The sequence below is a fragment of the Burkholderia sp. BCC0397 genome (assembly GCF_902832865.1).
GTDB lineage: Bacteria > Pseudomonadota > Gammaproteobacteria > Burkholderiales > Burkholderiaceae > Burkholderia.
In genome coordinates, this window is record NZ_CADFDL010000010.1 from 122,481 (window position 1) to 145,270 (window position 22,790).

At 70.5% G+C, this 22,790-nt stretch carries 19 protein-coding genes, 1 pseudogene and 1 riboswitch; of the genes and pseudogenes, 7 read left to right on the forward strand and 13 right to left on the reverse strand.

Going from position 1 to position 22,790, the window contains the following annotated elements; all coding sequences use genetic code 11:
- Positions 1-24 precede the first annotated feature (24 nt).
- From HWX03_RS26540 to cbiE, 3 genes are read right to left on the reverse strand one after another with little or no spacing between them, the layout of a single operon-like run.
- Positions 25-756, reverse strand: coding sequence for a cobalt-precorrin-6A reductase (locus tag HWX03_RS26540; RefSeq protein WP_175873273.1), 732 nt, complete (start codon positions 754-756; stop codon positions 25-27).
- Entirely contained in the window at positions 753-1,841 is a 1,089-nt protein-coding gene (locus HWX03_RS26545; protein ID WP_175873274.1) for a cobalt-precorrin-5B (C(1))-methyltransferase, read from the reverse strand. The genes HWX03_RS26540 and HWX03_RS26545 overlap by 4 nt, the downstream gene beginning before the upstream one ends.
- Positions 1,841-3,103 (reverse strand): precorrin-6y C5,15-methyltransferase (decarboxylating) subunit CbiE, encoded by a 1,263-nt coding sequence (cbiE, locus tag HWX03_RS26550; RefSeq protein ID WP_175873344.1) that lies wholly within the window; start codon positions 3,101-3,103, stop codon positions 1,841-1,843. Before cbiE ends, HWX03_RS26545 begins: the two co-directional genes overlap by 1 nt.
- 202 nt (positions 3,104-3,305) lie before the next feature.
- A riboswitch (cobalamin riboswitch) is annotated at positions 3,306-3,496 on the forward strand.
- A 106-nt stretch (positions 3,497-3,602) separates the two neighbouring features.
- On the opposite strand from cbiE, the gene cobG reads away from it, so the two are divergent.
- From cobG to HWX03_RS26575, 5 genes are all read left to right on the forward strand, one after another.
- Positions 3,603-4,958, forward strand: coding sequence for a precorrin-3B synthase (gene cobG, locus HWX03_RS26555; protein WP_279612250.1), 1,356 nt, complete (start codon positions 3,603-3,605; stop codon positions 4,956-4,958).
- Entirely contained in the window at positions 4,951-5,577 is a 627-nt protein-coding gene (locus HWX03_RS26560; RefSeq protein WP_174430403.1) for a precorrin-8X methylmutase, read from the forward strand. The genes cobG and HWX03_RS26560 overlap by 8 nt, the downstream gene beginning before the upstream one ends.
- Positions 5,574-6,308, forward strand: coding sequence for a precorrin-2 C(20)-methyltransferase (locus HWX03_RS26565; protein WP_175873276.1), 735 nt, complete (start codon positions 5,574-5,576; stop codon positions 6,306-6,308). Before HWX03_RS26560 ends, HWX03_RS26565 begins: the two co-directional genes overlap by 4 nt.
- Positions 6,305-8,014, forward strand: coding sequence for a precorrin-3B C(17)-methyltransferase (cobJ, locus tag HWX03_RS26570; protein ID WP_175873277.1), 1,710 nt, complete (start codon positions 6,305-6,307; stop codon positions 8,012-8,014). Before HWX03_RS26565 ends, cobJ begins: the two co-directional genes overlap by 4 nt.
- A 351-nt stretch (positions 8,015-8,365) precedes the next feature.
- On the forward strand, positions 8,366-9,721 hold the full coding sequence (locus tag HWX03_RS26575; protein WP_175873278.1) for a chitinase: 1,356 nt from the start codon (positions 8,366-8,368) through the stop codon (positions 9,719-9,721).
- Between the two features lie 110 nt (positions 9,722-9,831).
- On the opposite strand, the gene HWX03_RS26580 is transcribed toward HWX03_RS26575, so the two are convergent.
- From HWX03_RS26580 to HWX03_RS26595, 4 genes are all read right to left on the reverse strand, one after another.
- The gene (locus HWX03_RS26580; protein WP_175873279.1) at positions 9,832-10,575 is read right to left on the reverse strand and encodes an IclR family transcriptional regulator; all 744 of its coding nucleotides are present in this window, start codon (positions 10,573-10,575) and stop codon (positions 9,832-9,834) included.
- 63 nt (positions 10,576-10,638) lie between these two features.
- Positions 10,639-11,805 (reverse strand): acyl-CoA dehydrogenase family protein, encoded by a 1,167-nt coding sequence (locus HWX03_RS26585; protein WP_175873280.1) that lies wholly within the window; start codon positions 11,803-11,805, stop codon positions 10,639-10,641.
- A 118-nt stretch (positions 11,806-11,923) separates the two neighbouring features.
- Positions 11,924-13,225 (reverse strand): citrate:proton symporter, encoded by a 1,302-nt coding sequence (locus HWX03_RS26590; protein WP_175873281.1) that lies wholly within the window; start codon positions 13,223-13,225, stop codon positions 11,924-11,926.
- A 134-nt stretch (positions 13,226-13,359) separates the two neighbouring features.
- Positions 13,360-14,523 (reverse strand): CoA transferase, encoded by a 1,164-nt coding sequence (locus HWX03_RS26595; protein WP_175873282.1) that lies wholly within the window; start codon positions 14,521-14,523, stop codon positions 13,360-13,362.
- Between the two features lie 277 nt (positions 14,524-14,800).
- On the opposite strand from HWX03_RS26595, the gene HWX03_RS26600 reads away from it, so the two are divergent.
- Positions 14,801-15,061 (forward strand): hypothetical protein, encoded by a 261-nt coding sequence (locus tag HWX03_RS26600; protein ID WP_175873283.1) that lies wholly within the window; start codon positions 14,801-14,803, stop codon positions 15,059-15,061.
- Positions 15,062-15,213: 152 nt separating this feature from the next.
- Complete coding sequence (locus HWX03_RS26605) at positions 15,214-15,636, forward strand: NUDIX hydrolase (RefSeq protein WP_174430396.1); 423 nt, start codon at positions 15,214-15,216, stop codon at positions 15,634-15,636.
- Positions 15,637-15,675: 39 nt separating this feature from the next.
- Here the strand turns inward: HWX03_RS26605 and HWX03_RS26610 are convergent, their stop codons facing one another.
- The 6 genes and pseudogenes from HWX03_RS26610 to cobN form a co-directional block, all read right to left on the reverse strand.
- Positions 15,676-16,002 (reverse strand): low molecular weight protein tyrosine phosphatase family protein, encoded by a 327-nt coding sequence (locus tag HWX03_RS26610; RefSeq protein ID WP_175873284.1) that lies wholly within the window; start codon positions 16,000-16,002, stop codon positions 15,676-15,678.
- A 31-nt stretch (positions 16,003-16,033) separates the two neighbouring features.
- Positions 16,034-16,603 (reverse strand): annotated as a pseudogene (locus HWX03_RS26615) (DUF1993 domain-containing protein); the annotation flags it as partial.
- Between the two features lie 86 nt (positions 16,604-16,689).
- Complete coding sequence (locus tag HWX03_RS26620) at positions 16,690-17,142, reverse strand: YaiI/YqxD family protein (protein WP_174430393.1); 453 nt, start codon at positions 17,140-17,142, stop codon at positions 16,690-16,692.
- 61 nt (positions 17,143-17,203) lie between these two features.
- The gene (locus HWX03_RS26625; protein ID WP_175873285.1) at positions 17,204-17,812 is read right to left on the reverse strand and encodes a VWA domain-containing protein; all 609 of its coding nucleotides are present in this window, start codon (positions 17,810-17,812) and stop codon (positions 17,204-17,206) included.
- Between the two features lie 68 nt (positions 17,813-17,880).
- A complete protein-coding gene (locus HWX03_RS26630; protein ID WP_175873286.1) occupies positions 17,881-18,978 on the reverse strand; it encodes an AAA family ATPase in 1,098 nt (365 codons plus the stop codon).
- A complete protein-coding gene (gene cobN / locus HWX03_RS26635; RefSeq protein WP_175873287.1) occupies positions 18,975-22,784 on the reverse strand; it encodes a cobaltochelatase subunit CobN in 3,810 nt (1,269 codons plus the stop codon). Before cobN ends, HWX03_RS26630 begins: the two co-directional genes overlap by 4 nt.
- Positions 22,785-22,790: the final 6 nt, after the last annotated feature.

Sequence of the window (22,790 nt, forward strand, 5' to 3'; positions counted from 1 at the left end):
TCGTGGGATGACCGCTGCGTCGCGTCAGGCGCGCGCGGCCGGATCGAGTGCGTCGATGAGTACCGTGACCGAGTCGAACGTGCGGTCGGCGTCGGGCAGCGGCGGCCGGCGCAGCATCACGACCGGCAGCCTGCGTTCGCGCGCGACGTCGAGCTTCGCCTCGGTGGCCGCGCCGCCGCTGTTCTTGCTGACGACGACGTCGATGCCCGCCAGCGCGAACAGCGCGCGCTCGCCGTCGGGCGTGAACGGCCCGCGCGCGGCGACGATCTGAGCGCGGGCGTTGCCGGGGTGCGCATCGAGGCAGCGCACGAGCCAGAACTGGTGCGGCGGGATCGCGTCGAGATGCGCGAGCGGTTCGCGGCCGAGCGTGAACAGCGGCCGCCTGAACGGTGCAAGCGAGGCTTCGATGCCGGCCCAGTCGTCGACCATCCGCCAGTCGTCGCCCGGCTGCGGCGTCCACGGCGCGCGGCGCAGCGCCCAGAGCGGCACGCCTGCGTCGCGCGTCGCCGCTGCGGCGTTCGCGCTGATCTGCGCGGCGTACGGATGCGTTGCGTCGATCACGAGGCCGATGCCGGCGTCGCGAAGATACGCGGTGAGCCCGGCTGTGCCGCCGAAACCGCCGACGCGCACGTCGCAGCGCAAATCGTCGGGCGTCTTGCCGAGGCCGGCAAGACTATAGACATGATGCTGGCCGAGCACGCGCGCGATTTTCAGCGCATCGCCGGTGCCGCCGAGCAGCAGGATGCGCGGGCTCATCGCGCCTCCCCGACGAAGCGGCCCTGCCGGTCGATCGCGAACATCTCGACCGCGACCGACGGCGGCACGATGTCGCGCGCCACCTGCAACGCATGCGCGCAGACGAGATCGCCGAGCGGCACGCCGTCGGCCTGCGCCAGTTTCAACGCTTCCTGGCTCGTGTTCGCGGCGCGCATCGCGGCTTGCAGCGCATCGCTCGCGCCGGCCTCGGCCGCCCACTGCGCGAGCAGCGGCAGGTCGATGCTCGAATGGCGGCTGTGCAGGTCGAGGTGGCCGGCCGCGAGCTTACTGAGCTTGCCGAAGCCGCCGCACATCGACAGCCGCGCGATCGGCGCGCGCCGCAGGTGCTTGAGCACCGCGCCCGCGAAATCGCCCATCTCGACCAGCGCCATGTCGGGCAGATGATAGTGCGCGCGCATCGCGTCCTCGCTCGTATTGCCCGTGCACGCGGCGATATGCTCGATGCCGTTCGCGCGTGCGACGTCGATGCCCTGGTGGATCGACGCGATATAGGCCGAGCACGAGAACGGCCGCACGATGCCGGTCGTGCCGAGGATCGACAGCCCGCCGACGATACCCAGGCGCGGGTTCATCGTCTTGAGCGCGAGCGCCTCGCCGCCTTCGACGCCGATCGTCACGTCGAAGCCGCCCGCGTAGCCGTGCTCGGCTGCAAGCGCTTCCAGATGCGTGGTCATCATCTGGCGCGGCACCGGGTTGATCGCCGGTTCGCCGACCGGCAGCGTGAGCCCCGCGCGCGTGACCGTGCCGACGCCCGGCCCGGCATGAAAGCGCACGCCGGGCGCGGCCGCGAGCGCGACGCGCGCGAAGATCAGCGCGCCGTGCGTGACGTCCGGATCGTCACCGGCATCCTTGATCGTGCCGGCTTCGGCGCCGTCGGCCGTGGCGCGGCAGAATTCGAGCCGCATCATCACGCGCTGCCCCTTCGGCAGCACGATCTCGACCGCGTCGTCCGCCTGGCCCGCGAGCAGCAGCCGCGCGGCCGCGAGCGACGTCGCGGTCGCGCAGCTACCGGTCGTGTAGCCGAAGCGCAGCGGCGCGGGCCGTTCGGGGGTTTCGTCGCGCATCACGCGTCCGTTGCGTTCGATGGAATCGACATATTCGACGAGCCGGCCGTGTCGGCCGCGTCGGGCTTGCGCACGTCGTACAGCGTGACCGGCAGCGGCTGCCGCCACGTGTCGAAGCGGCCGAGTGGTTCGGCATGCGCGAGCGACACGCGCGTGAGCGTGCCGCCATGCGCATCGCGCCACGCGGCGAGCGCCATCTCGCCCTGCAGCGTGACCGCGTTCGCGACCAGCCGTCCGCCGGGTTTCAGCGACGCCCAGCACGCGTCGAGCACGCCGGGCGCCGTCGCGCCGCCGCCGATGAAGATCGCGTCGGGTGCGGCGAGCCCCGCAAGCGCATCGGGCGCACGGCCCGCAACGAGTTGCAGGCCCGGCACACCGAGCGTATCGCGGTTGTGTTCGATGAAGCGCTGCCGCTCCGCATGCGCTTCGATCGCAATCGCCTGGCAGGATGGATGCGCGCGCATCCATTCGATGCCGATCGAGCCGCTGCCGGCGCCGACGTCCCACAGCAGTTCGCCGGGCGCGGGTGCGAGGCGCCCGAGCGTCATCGCGCGCAGGTCGCGCTTGGTGAGCTGGCCGTCGTGGCGGTACGCGTCGTCGGGCAGGCCGGGCGTGAGCGCGCGGCGCGGCGCGTCGGCGCCCGCCCGGCAGTCGAGCGCGACGAGATTGAGCGCAGCCGTTTCGTCGACGTTCCAGTCTTGCGCGAGGCCATCGATACGCCGCTCGAGCGGGCCGCCCAGATGTTCGAACACGCTGACGCGCGTCGGCCCGAAGCCGCGTGCCGCGAGTTCGACCGCGACGGCGGCCGGCGTGCGGCCGTCGGCGCTCAGCACGAACAGGCGCCGGCCCGGCAGCAGGTGGCGGGCCAGTGTCGCGAGCGGACGCCCGACGAGCGAGACCGCGCCGACGTCCTGCAGCGCCCAGCCGAGGCGGGCGGCCGCGAGCGACAGCGACGACGGCGCGGGCAGCACGCGCCATTCGTCGGGAGAAAGCTCGCGGGCGAGCGTCGCGCCGACGCCGAACAGCATCGGGTCGCCGCTCGCGAGCACGCACACGGGCGCGCCGCGGCGCGCGAGCAGCCCCGACAGGTCGAACGGCGACGGCCATGCTTCGCGCGCGGCCCGCAGCCGCGCGGGCAGCATGTCGAGATGCCGCTTCGCGCCTACCACGCGCGTCGCGTCGAGCAGCGCGCGCCGCGCGTGGCGTCCGAGCCCCGCGTAACCGTCGTCGCCGATGCCCACTACCGTCAGCCACGCCGTCATGCACCCTTCCCTATCGTTCGATTTCATCGTGTCACCGCGCGGCCGTAAAAGCGCCGGTGCGGCCATCCGCGTTGCAAAAAACGGCATGGTACCGTGTTCCACCCCGCGTTTCATCTGCCGGCCCGCCAGCGTCCGACCATTGCCCGCTTCGCTTGCCGCGAACGGCCAGCCGGTCGCGAATCGCGACCGAAATCGGGTATCCTACGGCCGTTCGTTCGCCGGTGCCCTTCGGGGCCGAAGAGGGAACACAGGGCGCACCGCGCGCCGCTGTGGCTGCCCCCGCAACTGTAGACAGCGAGCCGATCCCCCCTCATGCCACTGGTTTCACCGGGAAGGCCGGGAGCCGGCGCCGACCTGTCAGCCAGGAGACCTGCCGGCCAGAAAGTGCGTGCGTGCCAGTCGGCGTCGGGCGGGGTGTACCGATGCGTTGGCCGCGGCGCCACACTGTTCCGGTATCCCGTTGAATTCCGCCCACGATTCGATTCCTGCGTCGCCCGTCGTGCGCCCGTCGGCCTGCCCGGGGCTCGTGCGCGTGGTCGCGGCCGCCGACGGCGGGCTGTGCCGGATCAAGCTGCCGGGCGGCCGGCTCGATGCGCGCCAGGCGCGCGCGATCGCCGCCGCCGCGCGCCTGTATTCCGGCGCGATCGATGCGACCAATCGCGCGAATCTCCAGTTGCGCGGCATTCGCGACGGCGCGGCCGATGCGCTGGCGCACGCGTTGCTCGACGCGGGGCTCGGCCCGCGCGCAAGCGCTGACGCCGCCGCCGATACGGCCGCGCTGGCGGCGAGCGACGACGTTCGCAACGTGATGCTCAGCCCGCTCGCCGGGCACGACCCCGCCGCACTCGTCGATAGCCACGCGCTCGCCGTGCCGCTGCTCGACCTGCTGGCGAGCGAGCCGCGCCGTGGCGAACTGTCGCCGAAATTCTCGATCCAGCTCGACGGCGGCGAAGCAGTCGCGGCGCTCGATCATCCGCACGACATCTGGCTGACCGCATGGCGTCGCGGCGACGGCGCGGTACGTCTCGCGGCAGGGCTGGCCGGCTGTCCGCCGGTGGCGCACGGCGACCGGCCCGCATCGGTCGACGTATCAATCGATCAGGGCGTCGCGCTGGTTCGCGCGCTGCTGCTCGCGTTCCTCGACCTCGCGCCGGCCGACGTCACGCGGATGCGCGCGTTGCTGGCGACATGCAGCGAACGCACGCTGCTCGAGCGCGCCCGGCACTACCTGCCCTTTCCGCTCAAGGCCGATCCGGCGCTTGCCGACTGGCGGCGCACGCGTGCCGACCCTGCGTTGCGTTTCGGCGCGCGTCCATCGCGCGACGCGGCGCGTTGCAGCGTCGGCGCGCAATTCGTGCTCGGGCGGCTCGACGCGGCGCAACTGGAACGGCTCGCCGCGCTGGCCGAAGCCGATGGCGACGGCACGCTGTCGATGACGCCGTGGCAAGGCGTGTTCATGCACGGCGTGCCGAACGCGCGCGCAGCGGCGATGCACGAAGCACTCGCATCGCTCGGCCTCGTATGCGCAGCGTCCAACCCGCTGGCGACGCTCGTCGCCTGCACCGGCAGCACGGGCTGCGCGAAAGCGCACGCCGACACGAAACACGACGCGCTTGCGCTCGCCGCGCACGTCGGCCATCCGCTCGACGTGCATCTGACCGGTTGCGAGCGCCACTGCGCGTTGCCGCACCCGGCCGCACATACGCTCGTCGCGGTGGCGCCCGCGCACTACGACCTTTACCGGCGCGACGCGGCCGCGGGCCTCGGCGCCCCGCTCGCGCGCCATCTGACGATTGACCAGGCCGCGGTCCGACTCATGGACGCACGGCACAGCCAGGACACCACCGATGCTTGACTACATTCGCGACGGGCAGGAAATCTACCGCCAGTCGTTCGCGACGATCCGCGCCGAGGCCGACCTGTCGCGGGTTCCGCCCGATCTCGAGAAACTCGCGGTGCGCGTGATCCACGCGTGCGGGATGGTCGACGTCGTGTACGACCTGCGCTTCTCGGCCGGCGCCGGTGCGGCCGGCCGCGCGGCGCTCGCGGCCGGCGCGCCGATCCTGTGCGACGCGAGGATGGTCGCCGAAGGCATCACGCGCGCACGGCTGCCTGCGGCCAACCGTGTGATCTGCACGCTCGGCGAGCCGGAGGTGCCCGACCTCGCGCGGCACCTCGGCAACACGCGTTCGGCCGCCGCGCTCGAACTGTGGCGTCCGCATCTCGCGGGCAGCGTCGTCGTGATCGGCAATGCGCCGACCGCGTTGTTCCACCTGCTCGACATGATCGACGCCGGCGCGCCGCGCCCCGCGCTGATCCTCGGTTTCCCGGTCGGCTTCATCGGCGCGGCCGAATCGAAGGCGACGCTCGACGCCGACAGCCGCGGCGTGCCATACGTCGCGCTGCTCGGGCGGCGCGGCGGCAGTGCAATGGCCGCCGCCGCGGTCAATGCGCTTGCCACGGAGGTCGAATGACGAGCACGCGCGGACGGCTGTTCGGTGTCGGGGTCGGCCCCGGCGATCCCGAACTGATGACGATCAAGGCGCTACGCGTGCTGCAGGCGGCGCCCGTGGTCGCGTATTTCGTCGCGAAGGGCAAGAAAGGCAACGCGTACGGCATCGTCGAAGCGCACCTGCTCGACGGGCAGACGCAACTGCCGCTCGTCTACCCGGTGACGACCGAGGCGCTGCCGCCGCCGCTGTGCTACGAGACGGTGATCGCCGATTTCTACGACACCGCGGCCGAGATCGTCGCGGCGCATCTCGATGCAGGCCGCGACGTCGCGGTGATCTGCGAAGGCGACCCGTTCTTCTACGGCTCGTACATGTACCTGCACGACCGCCTCGCGCCGCGTTACGACACCGAGGTGATCCCCGGCGTGTGCGCGATGCTCGGCGGCACGGCCGTGCTCGGCCAGCCGCTCGTCTATCGCAACCAGAGCCTGTCGGTGCTGTCGGGCGTGCTGCCCGAACACGAACTGCGCGAGCGGCTCGCGCGGGCCGACGCGGCCGTCGTGATGAAGCTCGGCCGCAATTTCGACAAGGTGCGGCGCGTGCTCGACGAACTCGGGCTCGCGAAGCGCACGCTGTACGTCGAACGCGCGACGATGGCGAACCAGCGCATCGTGCCGCTCGACGAGGTCGATCCGATGGCGTCGCCGTATTTCTCGCTGCTCGTCGTGCCGGGGGAAAAATGGCAAGGATGACGACGCCGCCCGCCATCGTGATTCTCGGCGCGGGCGCGCTCGATACCGCGCGGCGTATCCAGGCGCGTTACCCGGGTGCACGGGTGCACGGTCTCGCATCGCGCGTCGACGCCGACGTGCCGTTCGACGAACTCGGCGCGCACCTGCGTGAACTCTATGCGCGCGGCTTGCCGATCGTCGCGCTGTGCGCGGCCGGCATCGTGATCCGCTGCCTCGCGCCCGCACTCGCCGACAAGGGCGTCGAGCCGCCGGTGCTCGCGGTCGCGGAGGACGGCTCGGCCGTCGTGCCGCTGCTCGGCGGGCTGACGGGCGTCAACGTGATCGCGCGCGAAATTGCCGAATGCGTCGGCGTCGCGCCGGCGATCACGACGAGCGGCGAACTGCGCTTCGGCGCGTGCGTGCTCAATCCGCCGGAAGGCTATGCGCTCGCCGATCTCGCGCAGGGCAAGCGCTTCGTGTCCGACCTGCTCGCGGGCGCGTCGACGCGCATCGACGGCGCCGCGCCGTGGCTCGACGAGGTCGCGCTGCCGCGCGATGCCGCGGCCGCACACGCGATTCGCGTGACGCCCGATGCGTGGCGCGGCGCGCGCGACGAACTCGTGATTCATCCGCGCAGCGTGGTGGTCGGCGTCGCCGCGGATGCCGTGCATGCCGACGAAGCACTGGCCGTGCGCATCGCAGCCGCGCTCGACGCACAGGGCCTCGCGCGACTGGCGCTCGCGGCCATCGTCGCGCCGGCATCGGCGATCGGCGAACCCGCGCTGGAAGAAGCGTCGAGCGTGCTCGACGTGCCGCTGCGTTTCGTCGATAGCGACCGCGACGCGCCCGCCGACGCCGCCACGCTGCTCGGCCGCGCGTTGCGCGTCACCCACACGACGCGTGCGGCATCGCGCGGTCTCGCGTGCGCGGTCGCATCGCATCCGATCGACCCGGCCACGCTCGGCCGCGCACGCGGCCGCCTGACGGTGCTAGGTCTCGGCCCGGGCGGCGCCGCATGGCTCACGCCGGCCGCACGCACGGCGCTCGCTGAAGCGACCGACATCCTCGGCTACACGACCTACGTGAACATGGCCGGCCCGTTTCGGGCGGACCAGCGCGTGCACGGCACCGACAATCGCGAGGAGATGCAGCGCGCACGCCATGCGTTCGAACTGGCGGCCGAGGGTCGGCGCGTCGCGGTCGTGTCGTCGGGCGACCCCGGCGTGTTCGCGATGGCCGCGGCCGTGCTCGAAGCGCTCGACGAAGCGCGCGACCCGCAATGGGCCGCGGTCGACCTGCGCGTGGAGCCCGGCATCTCGGCGTCGCTGGCTACTGCCGCGCAGGCCGGCGCACCGCTCGGCCATGACTTCTGCGCGATCTCGCTGTCGGACAACCTGAAGCCGTGGGACGTGATCGAGACGCGCCTGCAACACGCGGCGCAAGCCGATCTCGTGATGGCGTTCTACAACCCGATCTCTCGCGCGCGGCCGTGGCAGCTCGACCGTGCGCTCGATGTCGTGCGTGCGCATCGCGCGGCCGATACGGTGGTCGTGCTCGGCCGCGACATCGGCCGGCCGGGCGCGACGCTCGCGACGACGACCCTCGGTGCGCTGCGCAGCGACCAGGTCGACATGCGCACGATGGTGATCGTCGGCTCGTCGACGACGCGGCGCTTCGCGATCGGCAACGCACGCGAATGGGTCTATACGCCGCGCTGGTATCGCTGAATGCCGCTGCGCCCGGCGCGGCGCGCGTACCGCATCCGGCTGCACTCGCGTAAATGCGCATGCGCGCGTGCCGCCAATCGGCATGCCGGCGCGTCACCGGTTCGCTGGAACCGGTCCACGCGCACCGCGTCGCGCGATCGGACGGAAAAAGTGCCCGCCCTGCGTTTCGAAATGCGACCGAATCGGCAAGTTCGTTACGTATCGAGAATCGAATAACAAAAAGAAGAACACCTAAGTTTCCTATTCGACGCGAATCCTCCAAGATAGGCACGCCGCCGACGGGGCACGTGCCTGCCCCACCGGCGGCGATACGCAGGCCAGCGTATCCCTCTTCCACTTGGAGAACACAGAATGAACAACAATGTGTTGCCGCGTTTCGTTCCGCGTGCGTTTGCCGCGGGTTGTCTGCTCGCGATGGCGAGCGTGTCGCAAGGCGCCGGCGTCTATGCACCCTATGTCGACGTGACGCTTTATCCGACACCGTTGGTCGATCAGATCGGCGTGCGCCAGGGTATCCAGCAGTTCACGCTCGCGTTCGTGGTCGCGGGCAGCGGTTGTACACCGTCGTGGGGTGGCGTGCAGCCGATCGGCAACGGCGCGAGCGGCGGCCTGCTGACTGCACTGTCCACGTCGATCGCGAGCTACCGTGCGAAAGGCGGCGAAGTCGCCGTGTCGTTCGGCGGGGCGAACGGCACGCCGCTGATGCAGGCGTGCTCGACGGCCCCCGCGCTGAAGACTGCATACCAGACGGTGATCGACACGTACGGCCTCACGCATATCGACTTCGACATCGAGGGCGCGTCGCAGCAGGACACGGCGGCGATCGTGCGCAACTTCCAGGCGGTCGCGCAACTGCAGGCCGACTACGCGGCAAAGGGCAAGCCGCTGCACGTGACGCTGACGCTGCCGACGATGCCGACCGGGCTCACGCAGGACGGTGTGAACGTCGTCAACGCGGCGATCGCGAACAAGACCACGTTCGATGCGGTCAACGTGATGGCGATGGATTACGGCCCCGCGAACATCGACATGGGCGCCGCCGCGATCAGCGCCGCGCAGGCGCTCTACTCGCAGCTCGACACGGCGTTCAAGTCGGCCGGCCAGCCGAAGACCAATGCGCAGCTGTGGCAGATGGTCGGCGTCACGCCGATGATCGGCGTGAACGACGTGCAAGGCGAAACGTTCACGCTCGCGAATGCGCAGAGCGTGCTGAACGCGGCGGTCGCAAACGGCTACGGCTTCTTCGGCAACTGGTCGGTCGGCCGCGATCAGGCGTGCCCGTCCGGCGGCACGTATGCGTCGCCGACCTGCTCCGGCGTCGCGCAGCAGCCGTACGCGTTCGCGGCGATCTTCAAGAAGCTCGATGGCAAGTGGGGCGCGGGCGTCACGCAGGACCCGAACTACGGCGGCGGCTCGGACGGCGGCACGCCGCAGCCGGGTGCGCCCTGGGCGGCCGGCCAGGTCTATACGGCCGGCGCGACGGTCACCTACCAGGGCACGACGTACCAGGCGCAATGGTGGACGCAGGGCGACGTGCCTGGCCAGGCGGCCGTGTGGAAGCCGGTCGGCGGCGGCTCGCCCGTGTGGTCCGCCACGACCGCCTACCAGGGCGGCACGTGCGTGACGTATCAGGGCGCGAAGTATTGCGCGAAATGGTGGACGCAGGGCGACAACCCGAGCGCGGGCGGCGTGTGGGTGAAGTCGTGAAGTCGTGACGTCGCGACGCGCTCGCGCGTGACGTACGGCGGGTCGTTCTCGGCGTGGCAGGACCGCACGCCGGCGACGGCCCGCTGCCGGCGCCGTCGCGCGCGGCTGCCCTACCCGCGTGCGTGCTCGGCCAGCAGCCGCGCCTTCGCGTCGACGAGCAGCGCCGCATGCGTGTCGCGATGCTGGCGAATCCGCTCGGTCGGCCCGACGACCGACAGCCCGTACCAGTCGCCGTCGAGCGTCAGCGCCACCGCGAGCGCCGACAGCTCGGGTGCGCTCTCGCCGAAGTTCTCCGCCCAGCCGAGTTCGCGAAACCGCGCGGTCTGCGCGACCAGCGCCGGCAGGTCGGCCACTGTCGCGTCGGTGAAGCGTTCGAACGACAGTTGCGTGCCGAGCGCCTGCTGCGCATCGCTCGCGAGTTCCGCGAAGATCGCCTTGCCGATCGAGTTCGCATGCAGCGGCCGCAGCTCGCCCGGCTGGCGCGTATAGCGGATCGCCTGCTCCGATTCGACGACGTCGAGGTACGTGACCGACGCGCCCTGGATCTTGCCGAGCACGGCGGTTTCGCGGCTCGCGTCGCGCAGCGCGACGAGGTGCGGATGCACGATGTCGACGACCGGATCGGTCGCGTCGATCGCGGCGGCGACCGTCTGCAGGCGCCGCGTCGGGTAGTAGCCGCCGCGCTTGCGCACTTCGTACAGGTAGCCGCGGCTCACGAGCGTGCGCGTCATCGCCAGACAACTCGACGCCGGCACGTTGAGCAGGCGCGCGAGTTCGGTGAGCGGCAGCGGCCGCCGTTCGGCGGCGAACAGCTCGAACAGGTCGAGCGTACGGGCAACGAGTTTGACGTCCATGACGAGCGCTTGATTCGGAATGGGAAACCGCGCGCCGGGCGGGCCGCCAGGTCGATACGGTAGTCAGTACGACTTCGGCAGCCCGAGCACCTTCTCCGCGATGTAGCACAGGATCAGTTGCGGACTCACGGGCGCGAGCCTCGGAATCATACACTCGCGCAGGTAGCGCTCGACATGGTATTCCTTCGCGTACCCCATCCCGCCGTGCGTCGCGATCGCCGTCTGGCAGGCCTGGAACGCGGCTTCCGCGCCGAGGTATTTTGCCGCGTTCGCCTCCGCGCCGCACGATTGGCCCGCGTCGTAGCGCGTCGCGGCCTTCATCACCATCAGCCATGCGGCCTCGAGCTGCATCCACGCCTGCGCGAGCGGATGCTGGATCGACTGGTTCTGCCCGATCGGCCGGCCGAACACGACGCGCTCGCACGCATACTGCGTCGCGCGGCGCAGCGCGGCCTGCCCGAGCCCGATCGCCTCCGCGGCGATCAGGATCCGTTCGGGGTTCAGGCCGTGCAGCAGATAGCGGAAGCCGTCGCCTTCGTTGCCGATCAGGTCGTCGCGCGACACGCGCAGGTTGTCGATGAACAGCATGTTCGAATCGACCGCCTTGCGGCCCATCTTCTCGATTTCGCGCACTTCGATACACGAACGGTCGAGGTCGGTATAGAACAGGCTCAGCCCGTCGGTCGGCTTCGCGACCCGGTCGAGCGGCGTCGTGCGCGCGATGATCAGCATCTTGTTCGCCACCTGCGCGGTCGAGATCCAGATCTTGCGCCCGCTCAGCACGTAGTGATCGCCGTCGCGGCGCGCCTGCGTGGTCAGGTGCGTGGTGTCGAGGCCGGCGTCGGGTTCCGTCACCGCGAAGCACGCCTTGTCGCGTCCGGCGATCAGCGGCGGCAGGAAGCGCGCCTTCTGCGCATCGTTGCCGAACACCTGCACCGGGTTCAGCCCGAAGATGTTCATGTGGACGGCCGACGCGCCCGACAGCCCCGCGCCCGACGCGCTGATCGTGCGCATCATCAGCGCCGCCTCGGTCATCCCGAGCCCGGCGCCGCCGTAGGCCGGATCCATCGCGATGCTGAGCCAGCCGGCCTCGGCGAGCGCCGCGTGGAAATCGGCCGGAAAGCCACCCGTGCGATCGCGTTCGAGCCAGTAGTCGTCGCCGAAGCGTTCGCAGATTTTCTCGATCGCGCTTTCGATCGCGCGCTGGTCGTCGGTCAGGTCGAACTGCATGGATTGCTCTCCAGGAAAACGTGAACGGCCGCGCCGTTCTCAAGACAACGCGGGGGCTTACGTTGCGAAGACAGTCATCGTCGGGGCGGCTGGCGTGAAGCGACCGGCCCGGGCGCCCTCACAACGGAAACACGCCCGTCGCGACCGCGGCGAAGACCATCAGCACGGTGGCGGCGAACAGGAACGGAATCGTGAATTTCTGGTGCTCGGCGAGCTCGACACCGGTCAGGCCGACGATCAGGAACGTCGCGGGCGTCAGCGGGCTCACCGGAAAGCCCGTCGTCATCTGGCCGAGCAGCGCGGCCTGCGCCATCTGGATCGGCGGCACGCCGAGCAGCTTGCCGCTCTCCGCGAGCACCGGCAGCACGCCGAAGTAGAACGAATCGGGATCGAACAGCAGGCTGAGCGGCATCGACAGCAGCCCGAGCACGAACGGCATGTGGCGCGCATGCTCGACCGGCACGTGCGCGACGACGACCTCGGCCATCGCCTTCAGCATCCCGGTGCCGGACATGATGCCGGTGAACGCGCCGGCCGCGAGCAGCACGCTCGCCATCATCAGCGCGGCCTTCGCATGCGCGTCGATCCGCTCGCGCTGCGCCTGGACGTCCGGATAATTGATCACGAGCGCGGCGACCGTGCCGAGCATGAACATCACTATCGGGTCGACGATGCCCGACACCAGCGTGACGAGCACGACGAGCGTCAGCGCGACGTTGATCCCGAAGCGGCCCGGCCGGCGCAACGCGCGTTCGGCGTCGGTCAGCTCGCGCGGCGCGATCGCGAGCGATGCCGCGCCGGCGCGGTCGAGCCCGAGCCGTTTCGCCTCGCGCACGCCGAGCACGTAGGCGGTGCCGAACACGAACGCGAGCCCGACGATCTGCACCGGAATCATCGGCGTGAAGATCGCCGAGCCGGGAATGTGCAGCGCGGCCGACGCGCGCAGCATCGGCCCGACCCACGGCAGGAAGTTGACGCCGGCCGCCATCGACGCGACGCATGCGAGGATGCGGCGATCCATCCCGAGCCGCGTGTAGAGCGGCATCATCGCGGGCAGCGTGACGAGAAACGTGACCGCGCCCGAGCCGTCGAGATGGATCAGCAGCGCGAGCAGCGCCGAGCCCATCACGATGCGCGGCGGATGGCAGCCGATCACGCGCAGCACGCCGGCGATGATCGGGTCGAGCATCCCGGCATCGGTGAGGATTCCGAAAAACAGAATCGCAAAAACGAACATGCCGGCGATCGGGCCGATGTTCTGTACGCCGTGCACGATGAACTTGCCGGTCTGCAGCCCGAAACCGGCCGCGAGCGACGCGGCCACCGGCACGACGATCAGCGCGACGAGCGGCGACAGCCGCTTCGTGATGATCAGGCCGAACAGCGCGACGATGGCGACCGCGCCGATCCATGCGAGCATGATGCGTCTCCTCTTCAGCCGGTGCGCATGTCGATGCGTGTCGATGCGCGGGCCGGCGTGATGCCGAATGTTGGTGTGCGCGGCACGCGCGGTCGTGCGCCGCAGTGCGGCACGGCCGGCGGCCGCGATGCCGGTCAGGTCCGGCGGTTGTCGTCGTTGCCGTTGTCGTCCGCGAACACCTGCGCCGCATGTTCGTTCAGCGCGGGGGGCGGGCGCCGGTACGTGGCCGGCGTGCGGCCGAGCTTGATCGGCGACGCGATGCCGCGATGCCGGCCCAGCTCGACCTTCATCTGCCGATGCGCGACATGCGGGTGGTCGAGCGCCGCATCGAGCCCGAGCACGGGCGCGCACGGCACGCCGCGGCGCATCAGTCGCTCGGCGAGCGTCGCACCGTCGTGCGCGGCCAGCGCCGTTTCGAGCAGCGTGCGCAGCGCGGCGCGATGCTGGCTGCGCGCGCGGTTGTCCGCGAAACGCGGATCGTCGAGCCAGTCGCGCGTGCCGAGCACGTCGCACAGCGCGGCGAACTGCCCGTTGTTGCCGACCGCCAGAAAGATGTCGACGCCCGCCGTCGGAAAGCTGTCGTACGGCGTGATGTTCGGATGCGCGTTGCCGGTGCGCACGGGCGCCTTGCCCGAATGGAAGAAGTTCGGCGTATGCGGATGGAGGATCGACAGCGCGCAGTCGAACAGCGTCGATTCGACGAACTGGCCGCGGCCGCTGGCGTCGCGTTCGCGCAGCGCCATCAGCACGCCGAGCGCCGCGTTCAGCCCCGTGACGAGATCGACGATCGGCACGCCGACGCGCAACGGCGCGTCGCCCGGCTCGCCGTTCACGCTCATCAGCCCCGCGAGCGCCTGCACGGCCGCGTCGTAGCCCGGCAGCCCGCCGAGCGGGCCGTCCGCGCCGAAACCCGACACGCGGCAGTAGACGAGGCGCGGAAACCGCGCATGCAGCGCGTCGAACCCGAGCCCCCAGCGCTCCATCGTGCCGATCTTGAAGTTCTCGACCAGCGCGTCCGCGTGTTCGAGCAGGCCGAGCAGCCGCTCGCGATCGGCCAGCTGCGTCAGGTCGAGCGCGATGCCGAGCTTGTTGCGGTTCACGCCGAGGAAGTACGACGCGGTGTCGCCGTCGAACGGCGGGCCCCACGTGCGCGTCTCGTCGCCGGACGGCGGTTCGACCTTGATCACTTCCGCGCCGTGATCGGCGAGGATCTGGGTCGCGTACGGACCGCCCAGCACTCGCGACAAATCGATGATGCGCAATCCCGCCAGCGCGCCCTGCTGCTCGTGTTCCGCCATGCGTCTCGCTCCTGGTTCCGGTTGATCGGACTGCCGGTTCCGGTGCCCCGGCGCGTGCGCACGGCTTCTCCGGATTCGACGAATAATTCTTGTATGTGAATTTATATTCACACTCGAGAATTACGTTGTCAAGCCCGGATGGACCCGCCTGCCGCGCGGATCACGTCGTCGTGCGCAAGTGGGGACGACACCGAACGCGCGCCGGTTGCGGGCGCGCCCCGCCGTTCGCTAAGCTGGCGGACAACATTCATCCCCACCCATGCAAGGCGGAATACTCATGAAACGATTGTGGCTGGCAGCCTTCGTGCTGGCGTCGACGCTGGGCGTCGCGCACGCGCAAAACCAGACTTTCCACTTCGGCGAAGGGCAAACCGGAGTGCCGGGCGCGGCGCCGCATGCTGCCGCGCCGGCGGCCCGGCCCGCGCCCGCACGCCGGCACGTCACCGCGCCGTCGCCCCATCACCGGCGTGCCGTTCACAAGCGCCGCCATTCACGCCGCGCGAAGCCGGCGCGCAGCGGGATCTACACGCACGCGTGAGCGGTCGTCCGTGGCGCGACCGCGGTGCACGGAACTGTCACGAACGGCCGGTAATATCGGCGTGGCGGCCTGCATGCCGTCGCCGCCGGCTGGCGAACCACGCATCGCCGACGTGCCTTTCCTCCACGATTCAGCACCTGTTTTGCCAGAACATGAGCACCGGGCCGGATACCCTCGCCGTCATCAAGGAACGCGCCACGATCGTGTGCCGCCAGCGCAGCAGCGTGCTGCTGGTCGCGCGCCCCGCGGCGCGCTGGTCGTTGCCCGGCGGCACGATCCGGCGCGGCGAGACGCCGCTCGAAGCCGCGCAGCGGGAGCTCGCGGAGGAAACGCGGCTGGAGGGGCTCGCGCTCGACTACGCGGTGCAGTTCGGCGGGCTGACGAAGCTGCATCACGTATTCGTGGCCGACGTGCCAGCGCACCTGACGCCGCGCGCGAGCAACGAGATCGCCCGCTGCAAGTGGTTCACCGTCGACCGGCTCGACACGCTCCGGGCGAGCGTGCCGACGCGCAAGATCATCGAGCTGCTGCGGCTCGACAGTTTTTCTGCATTCGTGAGCGGGCCGCTTCGCTGAGCGCGATGCCGGCTCAGGTTCGGGCACTCATTGCGGCGATTACGCGCGCAGGAACCGGCCGACCTTGCGTTCGAGCAGCGCGACGAGTTCGGGTTGCATGAACGCGTAGCGGTCGGGGATGTCGAGGCAAACGATCTTCTTGTGCTTCAGATGCGCACCGAATTGCGCCGACAGTCGCGCCTTGTGCGCGCGCTCCATCACGAACACGATTTCCGCCCAGTCGAGTTGCTCGGCGGACAGCCGCACGTCGGCGTCGGGCGCGAGGCCCGCGGAGTCGGTTTCGATGCCGGGCCACGCGGCGAACACCGCTTCGGCCGTCGGGCTGCGCAGCCGGTTGCGGCTGCAGATGAACAGAGCACGTGTCATGTCGCTTCGCGGCGCCCGAGGGGCCGGCCCAACCCTGCGGAATCGTGTCCGGCCGGACGTACGCGAGCATGTGCGGCACGTAATCGGCCTTGCCGAGCTCGACGCCGTGATGGCGCAGGATCGCGTACGCGGCGATCGCGTGGAAGTAGAACTGCGGCAGCGCCCAGTCGCGCGCGTACTGTTCGCCCGTCATGTCGAATGCGATCCCGTTCGGCAGTTCGAGCGTGACCGGCAGCGCTGCGCCGCCATCGAGCGCATCCGGCGCGAGTTCGCCGAGAAAAGCGAGCGTACCGGCGATGATCGCCTGCGCATCGGCCGGCGAACCGGGTTGAGTATCGGCGTTCCAGCCCGCCTCGCGCAACGCGAGCAATGCAGCCGGCAGCGGTTCGCCGCGCAGCCGGTGAACCGGCTCCATCGCCTGGAAACACGAGAAGCGCACCTGGGCGGCGAGCGGATACATGTCGGGCGCCAGCCTCAGCGTCATCACCGCGTCGGGTTCGTCGCCCGCGGCCTGCCGGTGCGCGACGGCCTTGTCGAGCCACGCGGACTGCGCACGCAGCATCTGGGTGTAGGTCGGAACGAGAAGTTGGGTCGGTGGCACGCGTGCGCTCCTGTGCTGAGGGTTCGCGCCACACGATAGCAGCGTGGGCGCAAACCTGCATCCTGGCCGGGCGCCGACGGGTGCCGTTACGGCTTGCCGTGCCGCGCCAGGAACCGGTCGAGCTGCGATGCAAACGTCTTGCCGTCGCGCGGGCTGAACGGCGCCGGCCCGCCCGTGTCGATGCCGGCGCTGCGCAACTGGTCCATCATCGCGCGCGTCGACAGGCGTTCCTCGATGTTCTCGCGGCTGAACCAGTTGCCGCGCGGGTCGAGCGCATGCGCGCCCTTGTCGAGCACGGCGGCGGCCAGCGGGATGTCGGCGGTGATCACGAGATCGCCGGGTTCCGCCAGCTCGACGATGCGCGCATCGGCCACGTCGAAGCCGGCCGGCACCTGCACGGCCTTGATGAACGGCGACGGCGGCGTGCGCAGAAACTGGTTCGCGACCAGCGTCACGCAGATTTCGGCGCGACGCGCGGCGCGAAACAACATGTCCTTGATGACGGCGGGACACGCGTCGGCATCGACCAGTACTTGCATGGCGGGGGTTTCCAGTGGGCAGAAGCAGAAGCGGCGATCATAGCGCACCGCCGGCCGGCCATCAGCCGGCGAGATCCGTGCGAAGCGCGTCGGCCGTCAGCCACTGTGCACCCCACGCCGCGGCGAGCCGCATGCCCTGCCCGATCCGCACGGCCGCATCGTCGAAGTCGACGAACACGACGTGATCGGCCGCCGCGGGTTTGGCCGGCATCTCGCGCGTGCGCCCGTCGGACAGCACCCACAGCCAGCGCGTTTTGCCGGGCTCGCGCCGCGCCGCGCGGGCGAGCAGCTGCGCGGCGGCCGCGATACCGTCCGCCAGCGGCGTGCCGCCGCCGCCGTCGACCGGCTCGAGCCAGCGCGCATTCCACCAGCGCGGCACGGCCGGGCCGAAGCGCCGCGCGGCGCCGTTGCCGCCGAAGCAAATCAGCGCGGTTTCGACACGCTCACGCGCGGCCTGATCGAAATACGCGACGATCAGCCCCTTCGCGAGCGCGAGCCGCGCGTGCGACAGCATCGACGCCGAACAGTCGAGCACGAAGCAATGCAGCGCGTGCGGCGCGCCCGCGCGTTTCCCGTAGCGCAGATGATCGCGATGCAGCGGGCTGCCGCGTTTCGCGGCGAGCGTCGCCGGCCACGCGACGGCCGTGCCCGCGCGCACCGTGCCCGGCACGCGCGCGGCGGCGCCTGACTGCCATCGAGGACCGCGAATCGCGTTCGCGGCGGCGCCGGCTCGATGGCTCAGCGTTTTTTTAGCGGCAGCGGCACCACGCTTTTCACGTCGCGCAGCCCGGCCGGTTCGGGCGGCAGGTAGCCCCAGTCGCCCTGCGATGCCGACGCGTCGGCCTTCGTGTCGCCCGTCTCACTCGGTCGGTCGCCGGGCCGCTGGCGCGGGTCCGGCGGCGGACGATCGTCGCGTTCACCATCGTGTTGCGACGACTGGTGTGACGATTGGTGCGACGGCGGCGGCCCTGCATGGCGCCGGTGCCGCAGCACGGCTTCGGCCACGCGCGCCACATGCGACACCGTCACCGCGCCGGCCTGTTCCAGCGCGGCCAGCGCACGCGCGGCGCGCAGCATCACGAGATCGGCACGCAACCCGTCGACGGCCGCGTCGATGCACAGCGCGCTGACGCGCGCATGAACCGCATCGTCGAAATCCAGCGCCGGCAGCCGGGCGCGCGCCGCATGAATCCGGTCCGCGAGTTCCCGCTGGGCAGGCGCGTGACGCGCACGAAACGCATCCGGATCGAGATCGAACGCAAGACGCGCCTTCACGATCCGCTCGCGCTGCGCGGCGTCGAAGCAGTTCTCCAGCTCGACCATCAGCCCGAAGCGGTCGAGCAACTGCGGGCGCAGCTCGCCCTCCTCGGGATTCATCGTGCCGACCAGCACGAAGCGCGCGTCGTGCGCGTGCGACACGCCATCGCGCTCGACGATGTTCACGCCGCTCGCGGCGACGTCGAGCAGCGTATCGACGAGCCCGTCGGCGAGCAGGTTCACTTCGTCGACATACAGCACGCCGAGATGCGCGCGAGCCAGCAGGCCCGGCCGGAAGCGCACGCCGTTTTCGGCAAGCGCATGCGCGAGATCGAGCGTGCCCGTCACCTGCTCGTCGCTCGCCGACAACGGCAGCGTGACGAACTGCCCTTCAGGCAGCAGCTCCGCGAGGCCGCGCGCGGCAGTCGATTTGGCGGTGCCGCGCGGGCCGCTGACGAGCACGCCGCCGAGCGACGGGTCGATCGCGGCAAGCAGCAGCGCCTGCTGCAACGTGTCCTGCGCGACGAGCGCCGCAAACGGAAAAACCGCGCGGGCGCGGTGCGTCGTCGGATCGGTCATCGCCGTCCTCCTTCCTGGCGTTGTTCGCTGGCGAGCCAGATCGCTTCGATCCGCTCGCGATAATGGCCCGGCTGCTGCCACAGCCCGCGCTGCATCGCTTCGACGAAGCGTTCGCAGATGCCGTGCAGCGCCTTCGGGTTGTGCCGTTCGAGAAACGCGCGGGTCGCGTCGTCGAACAGGTACGCGTCGGCGACGAGCGCGTACTGGTGGTCCGACAGCACGCGCGCGGTCGCGTCATAGCCGTACAGGTAGTCGACGGTCGCGGCCAGCTCGGCCGCGCCCTTGTAGCCGTGACGCTTCACGCCGTCGAGCCATTTCGGGTTGACGACGCGCGAGCGGATCACGCGTGCGATTTCCTCGCGCAGCGTGCGCATCTTCGGCGCGGCCGGGTTCGCATGGTCGCCGTGGTAGATGCTCGGCTGCTGCCCGGACAGGTGCCGCACGGCCGCCGTCATCCCGCCCTGGAACTGGTAGTAGTCGTTCGAATCGAGGATGTCGTGCTCGCGGCTGTCCTGGTTCTGCACGACGACGTCGATCGTCGCCAGCCGCTCGCCGAACACGTCGGCCGCCGCGTCGCCCGCGCTGTTCTGCGCGTACGCATGGCCGCCCCATTGACGGTATGCGTCCGCGAGATCGGCGTCGCTTTGCCAGCGGCGCTGGTCGATCAGGTCCTGCAGGCCCGCGCCGTAGCTGCCTGGTCGCGCGCCGAACACGCGCCAGCCGGCGCGGCGCCGCGCTTCGTCGGGCGCCACGCCCTGCTCAACCCACTTCGCGCGTTCGCGCTCGATGCGCGCGCGGATCGGGTTCAGTTCCTCGGGCTCGTCGAGCGCGGCGACGGCCTGCACGGCCGCGTCGAACAGGTGCATCAGGTTCGGGAACGCGTCGCGGAAGAAACCCGACACGCGCAGCGTCACGTCGATGCGCGGCCGGTCGAAAATCTCGATCGGCAGGATCTCGAAGTCGGTCACGCGATGGCTGCCGTGCGCCCATTTCGGGCGCACGCCGATCAGCGCGAATGCCTGTGCGATGTCGTCGCCGCCGGTGCGCATCGTGGCCGTGCCCCAGACCGACAGGCCGATCGCGCGCGGATAGTCGCCGTGATCCTGCAGATGGCGCTCGATCAGTTGCTGCGCGGATTTCAGGCCGAGCGACCACGCGGCCTGCGTCGGCACCGCGCGCGTGTCGACCGAGTAGAAGTTGCGGCCGGTCGGCAGCACGTCGGGACGGCCGCGCGACGGCGAGCCGCTCGGCCCCGGCGGCACGAAGCGGCCGTCGAGCCCGCGTAGCAGCTGACGCATTTCCTCGCCGCCGCACGCGTCGAGTGCAGGCAACAGCGTCGAACGCACGCGTTCGATCACCGCGAGCGTATGCGGCCATTCGCCGGGCGGCGGCATGTCGACGCCGGGATCTTCTGAAGCGGATCCGCACACGGCGTTCAGCCAATGCTGCGCAAGCCGTTCGAGCCGCTCGCGCGTGTCGCCCGCGTGACGCCACGGCGATTCGTCGAGCGCTTGCAGGACGGCCGGCCGCGGCCCCGCCCACGGCGCGGCCCAGTCGGCCGCGAGCGGATCGAAAGCGTCGCCGAGCGCGAGATCGCGCGCGAGCGCGCCGATCAGCCCGGCCCGTTGGCCCTTGCCGTCGCCGACCGGAAAGCGTGCAAGCGCGAGCAACGTGTCGCGCCGCTGGCGCTCGACCGGCGACGCGCCGAACACGTGCAGCCCGTCGCGAATCTGCGCTTCCTTCAACTCGCACAGCCACGCATCGACGCGCGTGAGCAGCGCGTCCTCGTCGCCCGCATCGCGCGGTGGCGACACGCTCAGCTCGTCGTGCAGACGATGCTCGGCGATCGTCGCGAGGATCGTCTTGCGCAGCAGCTTCGCGCGCCGCGCGTCGACCATCAGCGCTTCGTAGTATTCGTCGACCTGCCGCTCGAGATCCTGCAGCGGGCCGTAGTTTTCCGCGCGCGTGAGCGGCGGCATCAGGTGATCGACGATCACGGCCTGTGCGCGGCGCTTCGCCTGGCTGCCCTCGCCCGGATCGTTGACGATGAACGGATACAGGTGCGGCAGCGGCCCGAGCGTCAGGTCGGGCCAGCACGCGTCGGACAGCGCGACGCTCTTGCCGGGCAGCCATTCGAGATTGCCGTGCTTGCCGAGATGGATGACCGCGTCGACGCGATACGCATCGCGCAGCCAGAAATAGAACGCGAGATACGCATGCGGCGGCACGAGCTCCGCATCGTGGTAGCTCGCGTAGTCGTTGTCGTCGCGCGAGCGCGACGGCTGGATGCCGACGAACACGTTGCCCGCGCGCCAGCCGGCGATCGTGAAACGCTGTTGCCGCAGCGTCGGGTCGGCTTCAGGCGGCCCCCAGCGCGCGTTCAGCGCGTCGCGCACGGCCGCCGGCAGCCGCGCGAAATGCGCAGCGTAGTCGGCCAGCGGGAAGCTTTGGAACGCCGGTCGCAGCGCGTGCACGGCCGCGTCGTTGGTCACGCCTTCGGTGAGCCGCGCGATCAGCGCGTCGCCGTCGGGCGGCAGGTCGGCCACCGTATAACCGGCGTCGCGCAGCGCCGCGAGCACGCGCAGCGCGGAGGCCGGCGTGTCGAGCCCGACGCCGTTGCCGATGCGCCCTTCGCTTTGCGGATAGTTCGCGAGAATCAGCGCGACGCGCTTGTCGGCGTTCTCCAGCGTGCGCAGCCGGCACCAGCCGCGCGCGAGCGCCGCGACGAACGCGATCCGCTCGGCATCCGGCTGGTAGCGCACGACGTCGACCTCGGTATGCGGGCAGCGATACGCGAGCCCCTTGAAGCTCACCGCGCGCGTGACGATGCGCCCGTCGACTTCGGGCAGCGCGATATGCATCGCGATGTCGCGTGCGTGCAGGCCCTGGTTGTCGGCCACCCACGCGTCGCGATTGCCGCCGGACAGGATCACTTGCAGCACCGGCGCGTCGCCTGCGAGCACGTCGGGCTCGGGGCTGTCGATCGCACCGGCCGCGAACGCCGTGGTATTCAGCACGAGCGCGACGTCGTGCGTATCGCAGAGTTGCGTGATGACCTCGCGGCTCACCGCATCTTTCAGCGACGTCACCGCGATCGGCAGCGGATTCAGTCCTTCGTCGATCAGCGCGTCGGCCAGCGCGTCGAACACGGCAGTGTTCGCGGCCTGCCAGTGCGCGCGATAGAACAGGATCGCGACGACCGGCGCGCCGGGCGTCCAGCGCGGCCGCCAGTCGTCGACGCTCGCGCGGTCGCGCGCCGGGTGATACAGCGCGGCGGCCGGCAGCGGGCGCGGCAGTTCGGGCTCGTCGCCGAACCCGAGCGTGTGAAACGCGATGCTGCGCAGCAGCGCGTCGGCGTTGTGCACGCCGCCTTCGCGCAGATAGCGCCACCACAGCCGGCACAGGTCGGCCTTCACCGTGCTCTTCGCGACGAGGTTCGGGTCCTCCTGCAGGTCGCCCGAGAACATCGCGAGCTGCTGCCCGCGCTTCGACGCGAGCGACACGGCCTGCTCGATCCCGTACGGCCAGTACGCTTCGCCGCCGAGATGATCGATCACGACCGTCTTCGCGTGACGCAGCACGTCGTCGACATAGAAATCGACCGACGCCGGCTGCCGCAGGAACGTGACGTTCGCGAGCCGCACGCTCGGGAATCCTTCGGGCAAGTGCGGCACGACGCTCGCGAGCAGCGACAGCGTCGTGTCGGCCGAACTCAGGATCACGATGTCGGCCGGCTGCTGGTCGATCCGGACGACGCCCTGCGTATCGTCGACGAAGCCGCCCGGCGTGGTGCGCAGCAGATGCATCGTGCG

Bases quoted from the DNA above. Each gene is read 5' to 3' on its own strand.
- HWX03_RS26540 (WP_175873273.1), bottom strand. From the start codon at position 756: ATGAGCCCGCGCATCCTGCTGCTCGGCGGCACCGGCGATGCGCTGAAA.
- HWX03_RS26545 (WP_175873274.1), bottom strand. From the start codon at position 1,841: ATGCGCGACGAAACCCCCGAACGGCCCGCGCCGCTGCGCTTCGGCTAC.
- cbiE (WP_175873344.1), bottom strand. From the start codon at position 3,103: ATGACGGCGTGGCTGACGGTAGTGGGCATCGGCGACGACGGTTACGCG.
- HWX03_RS26560 (WP_174430403.1), top strand. From the start codon at position 4,951: ATGCTTGACTACATTCGCGACGGGCAGGAAATCTACCGCCAGTCGTTC.
- HWX03_RS26565 (WP_175873276.1), top strand. From the start codon at position 5,574: ATGACGAGCACGCGCGGACGGCTGTTCGGTGTCGGGGTCGGCCCCGGC.
- cobJ (WP_175873277.1), top strand. From the start codon at position 6,305: ATGACGACGCCGCCCGCCATCGTGATTCTCGGCGCGGGCGCGCTCGAT.
- HWX03_RS26575 (WP_175873278.1), top strand. From the start codon at position 8,366: ATGAACAACAATGTGTTGCCGCGTTTCGTTCCGCGTGCGTTTGCCGCG.
- HWX03_RS26580 (WP_175873279.1), bottom strand. From the start codon at position 10,575: ATGGACGTCAAACTCGTTGCCCGTACGCTCGACCTGTTCGAGCTGTTC.
- HWX03_RS26585 (WP_175873280.1), bottom strand. From the start codon at position 11,805: ATGCAGTTCGACCTGACCGACGACCAGCGCGCGATCGAAAGCGCGATC.
- HWX03_RS26590 (WP_175873281.1), bottom strand. From the start codon at position 13,225: ATGCTCGCATGGATCGGCGCGGTCGCCATCGTCGCGCTGTTCGGCCTG.
- HWX03_RS26595 (WP_175873282.1), bottom strand. From the start codon at position 14,523: ATGGCGGAACACGAGCAGCAGGGCGCGCTGGCGGGATTGCGCATCATC.
- HWX03_RS26600 (WP_175873283.1), top strand. From the start codon at position 14,801: ATGAAACGATTGTGGCTGGCAGCCTTCGTGCTGGCGTCGACGCTGGGC.
- HWX03_RS26605 (WP_174430396.1), top strand. From the start codon at position 15,214: ATGAGCACCGGGCCGGATACCCTCGCCGTCATCAAGGAACGCGCCACG.
- HWX03_RS26610 (WP_175873284.1), bottom strand. From the start codon at position 16,002: ATGACACGTGCTCTGTTCATCTGCAGCCGCAACCGGCTGCGCAGCCCG.
- HWX03_RS26620 (WP_174430393.1), bottom strand. From the start codon at position 17,142: ATGCAAGTACTGGTCGATGCCGACGCGTGTCCCGCCGTCATCAAGGAC.
- HWX03_RS26630 (WP_175873286.1), bottom strand. From the start codon at position 18,978: ATGACCGATCCGACGACGCACCGCGCCCGCGCGGTTTTTCCGTTTGCG.
- cobN (WP_175873287.1), bottom strand. From the start codon at position 22,784: ATGCATCTGCTGCGCACCACGCCGGGCGGCTTCGTCGACGATACGCAG.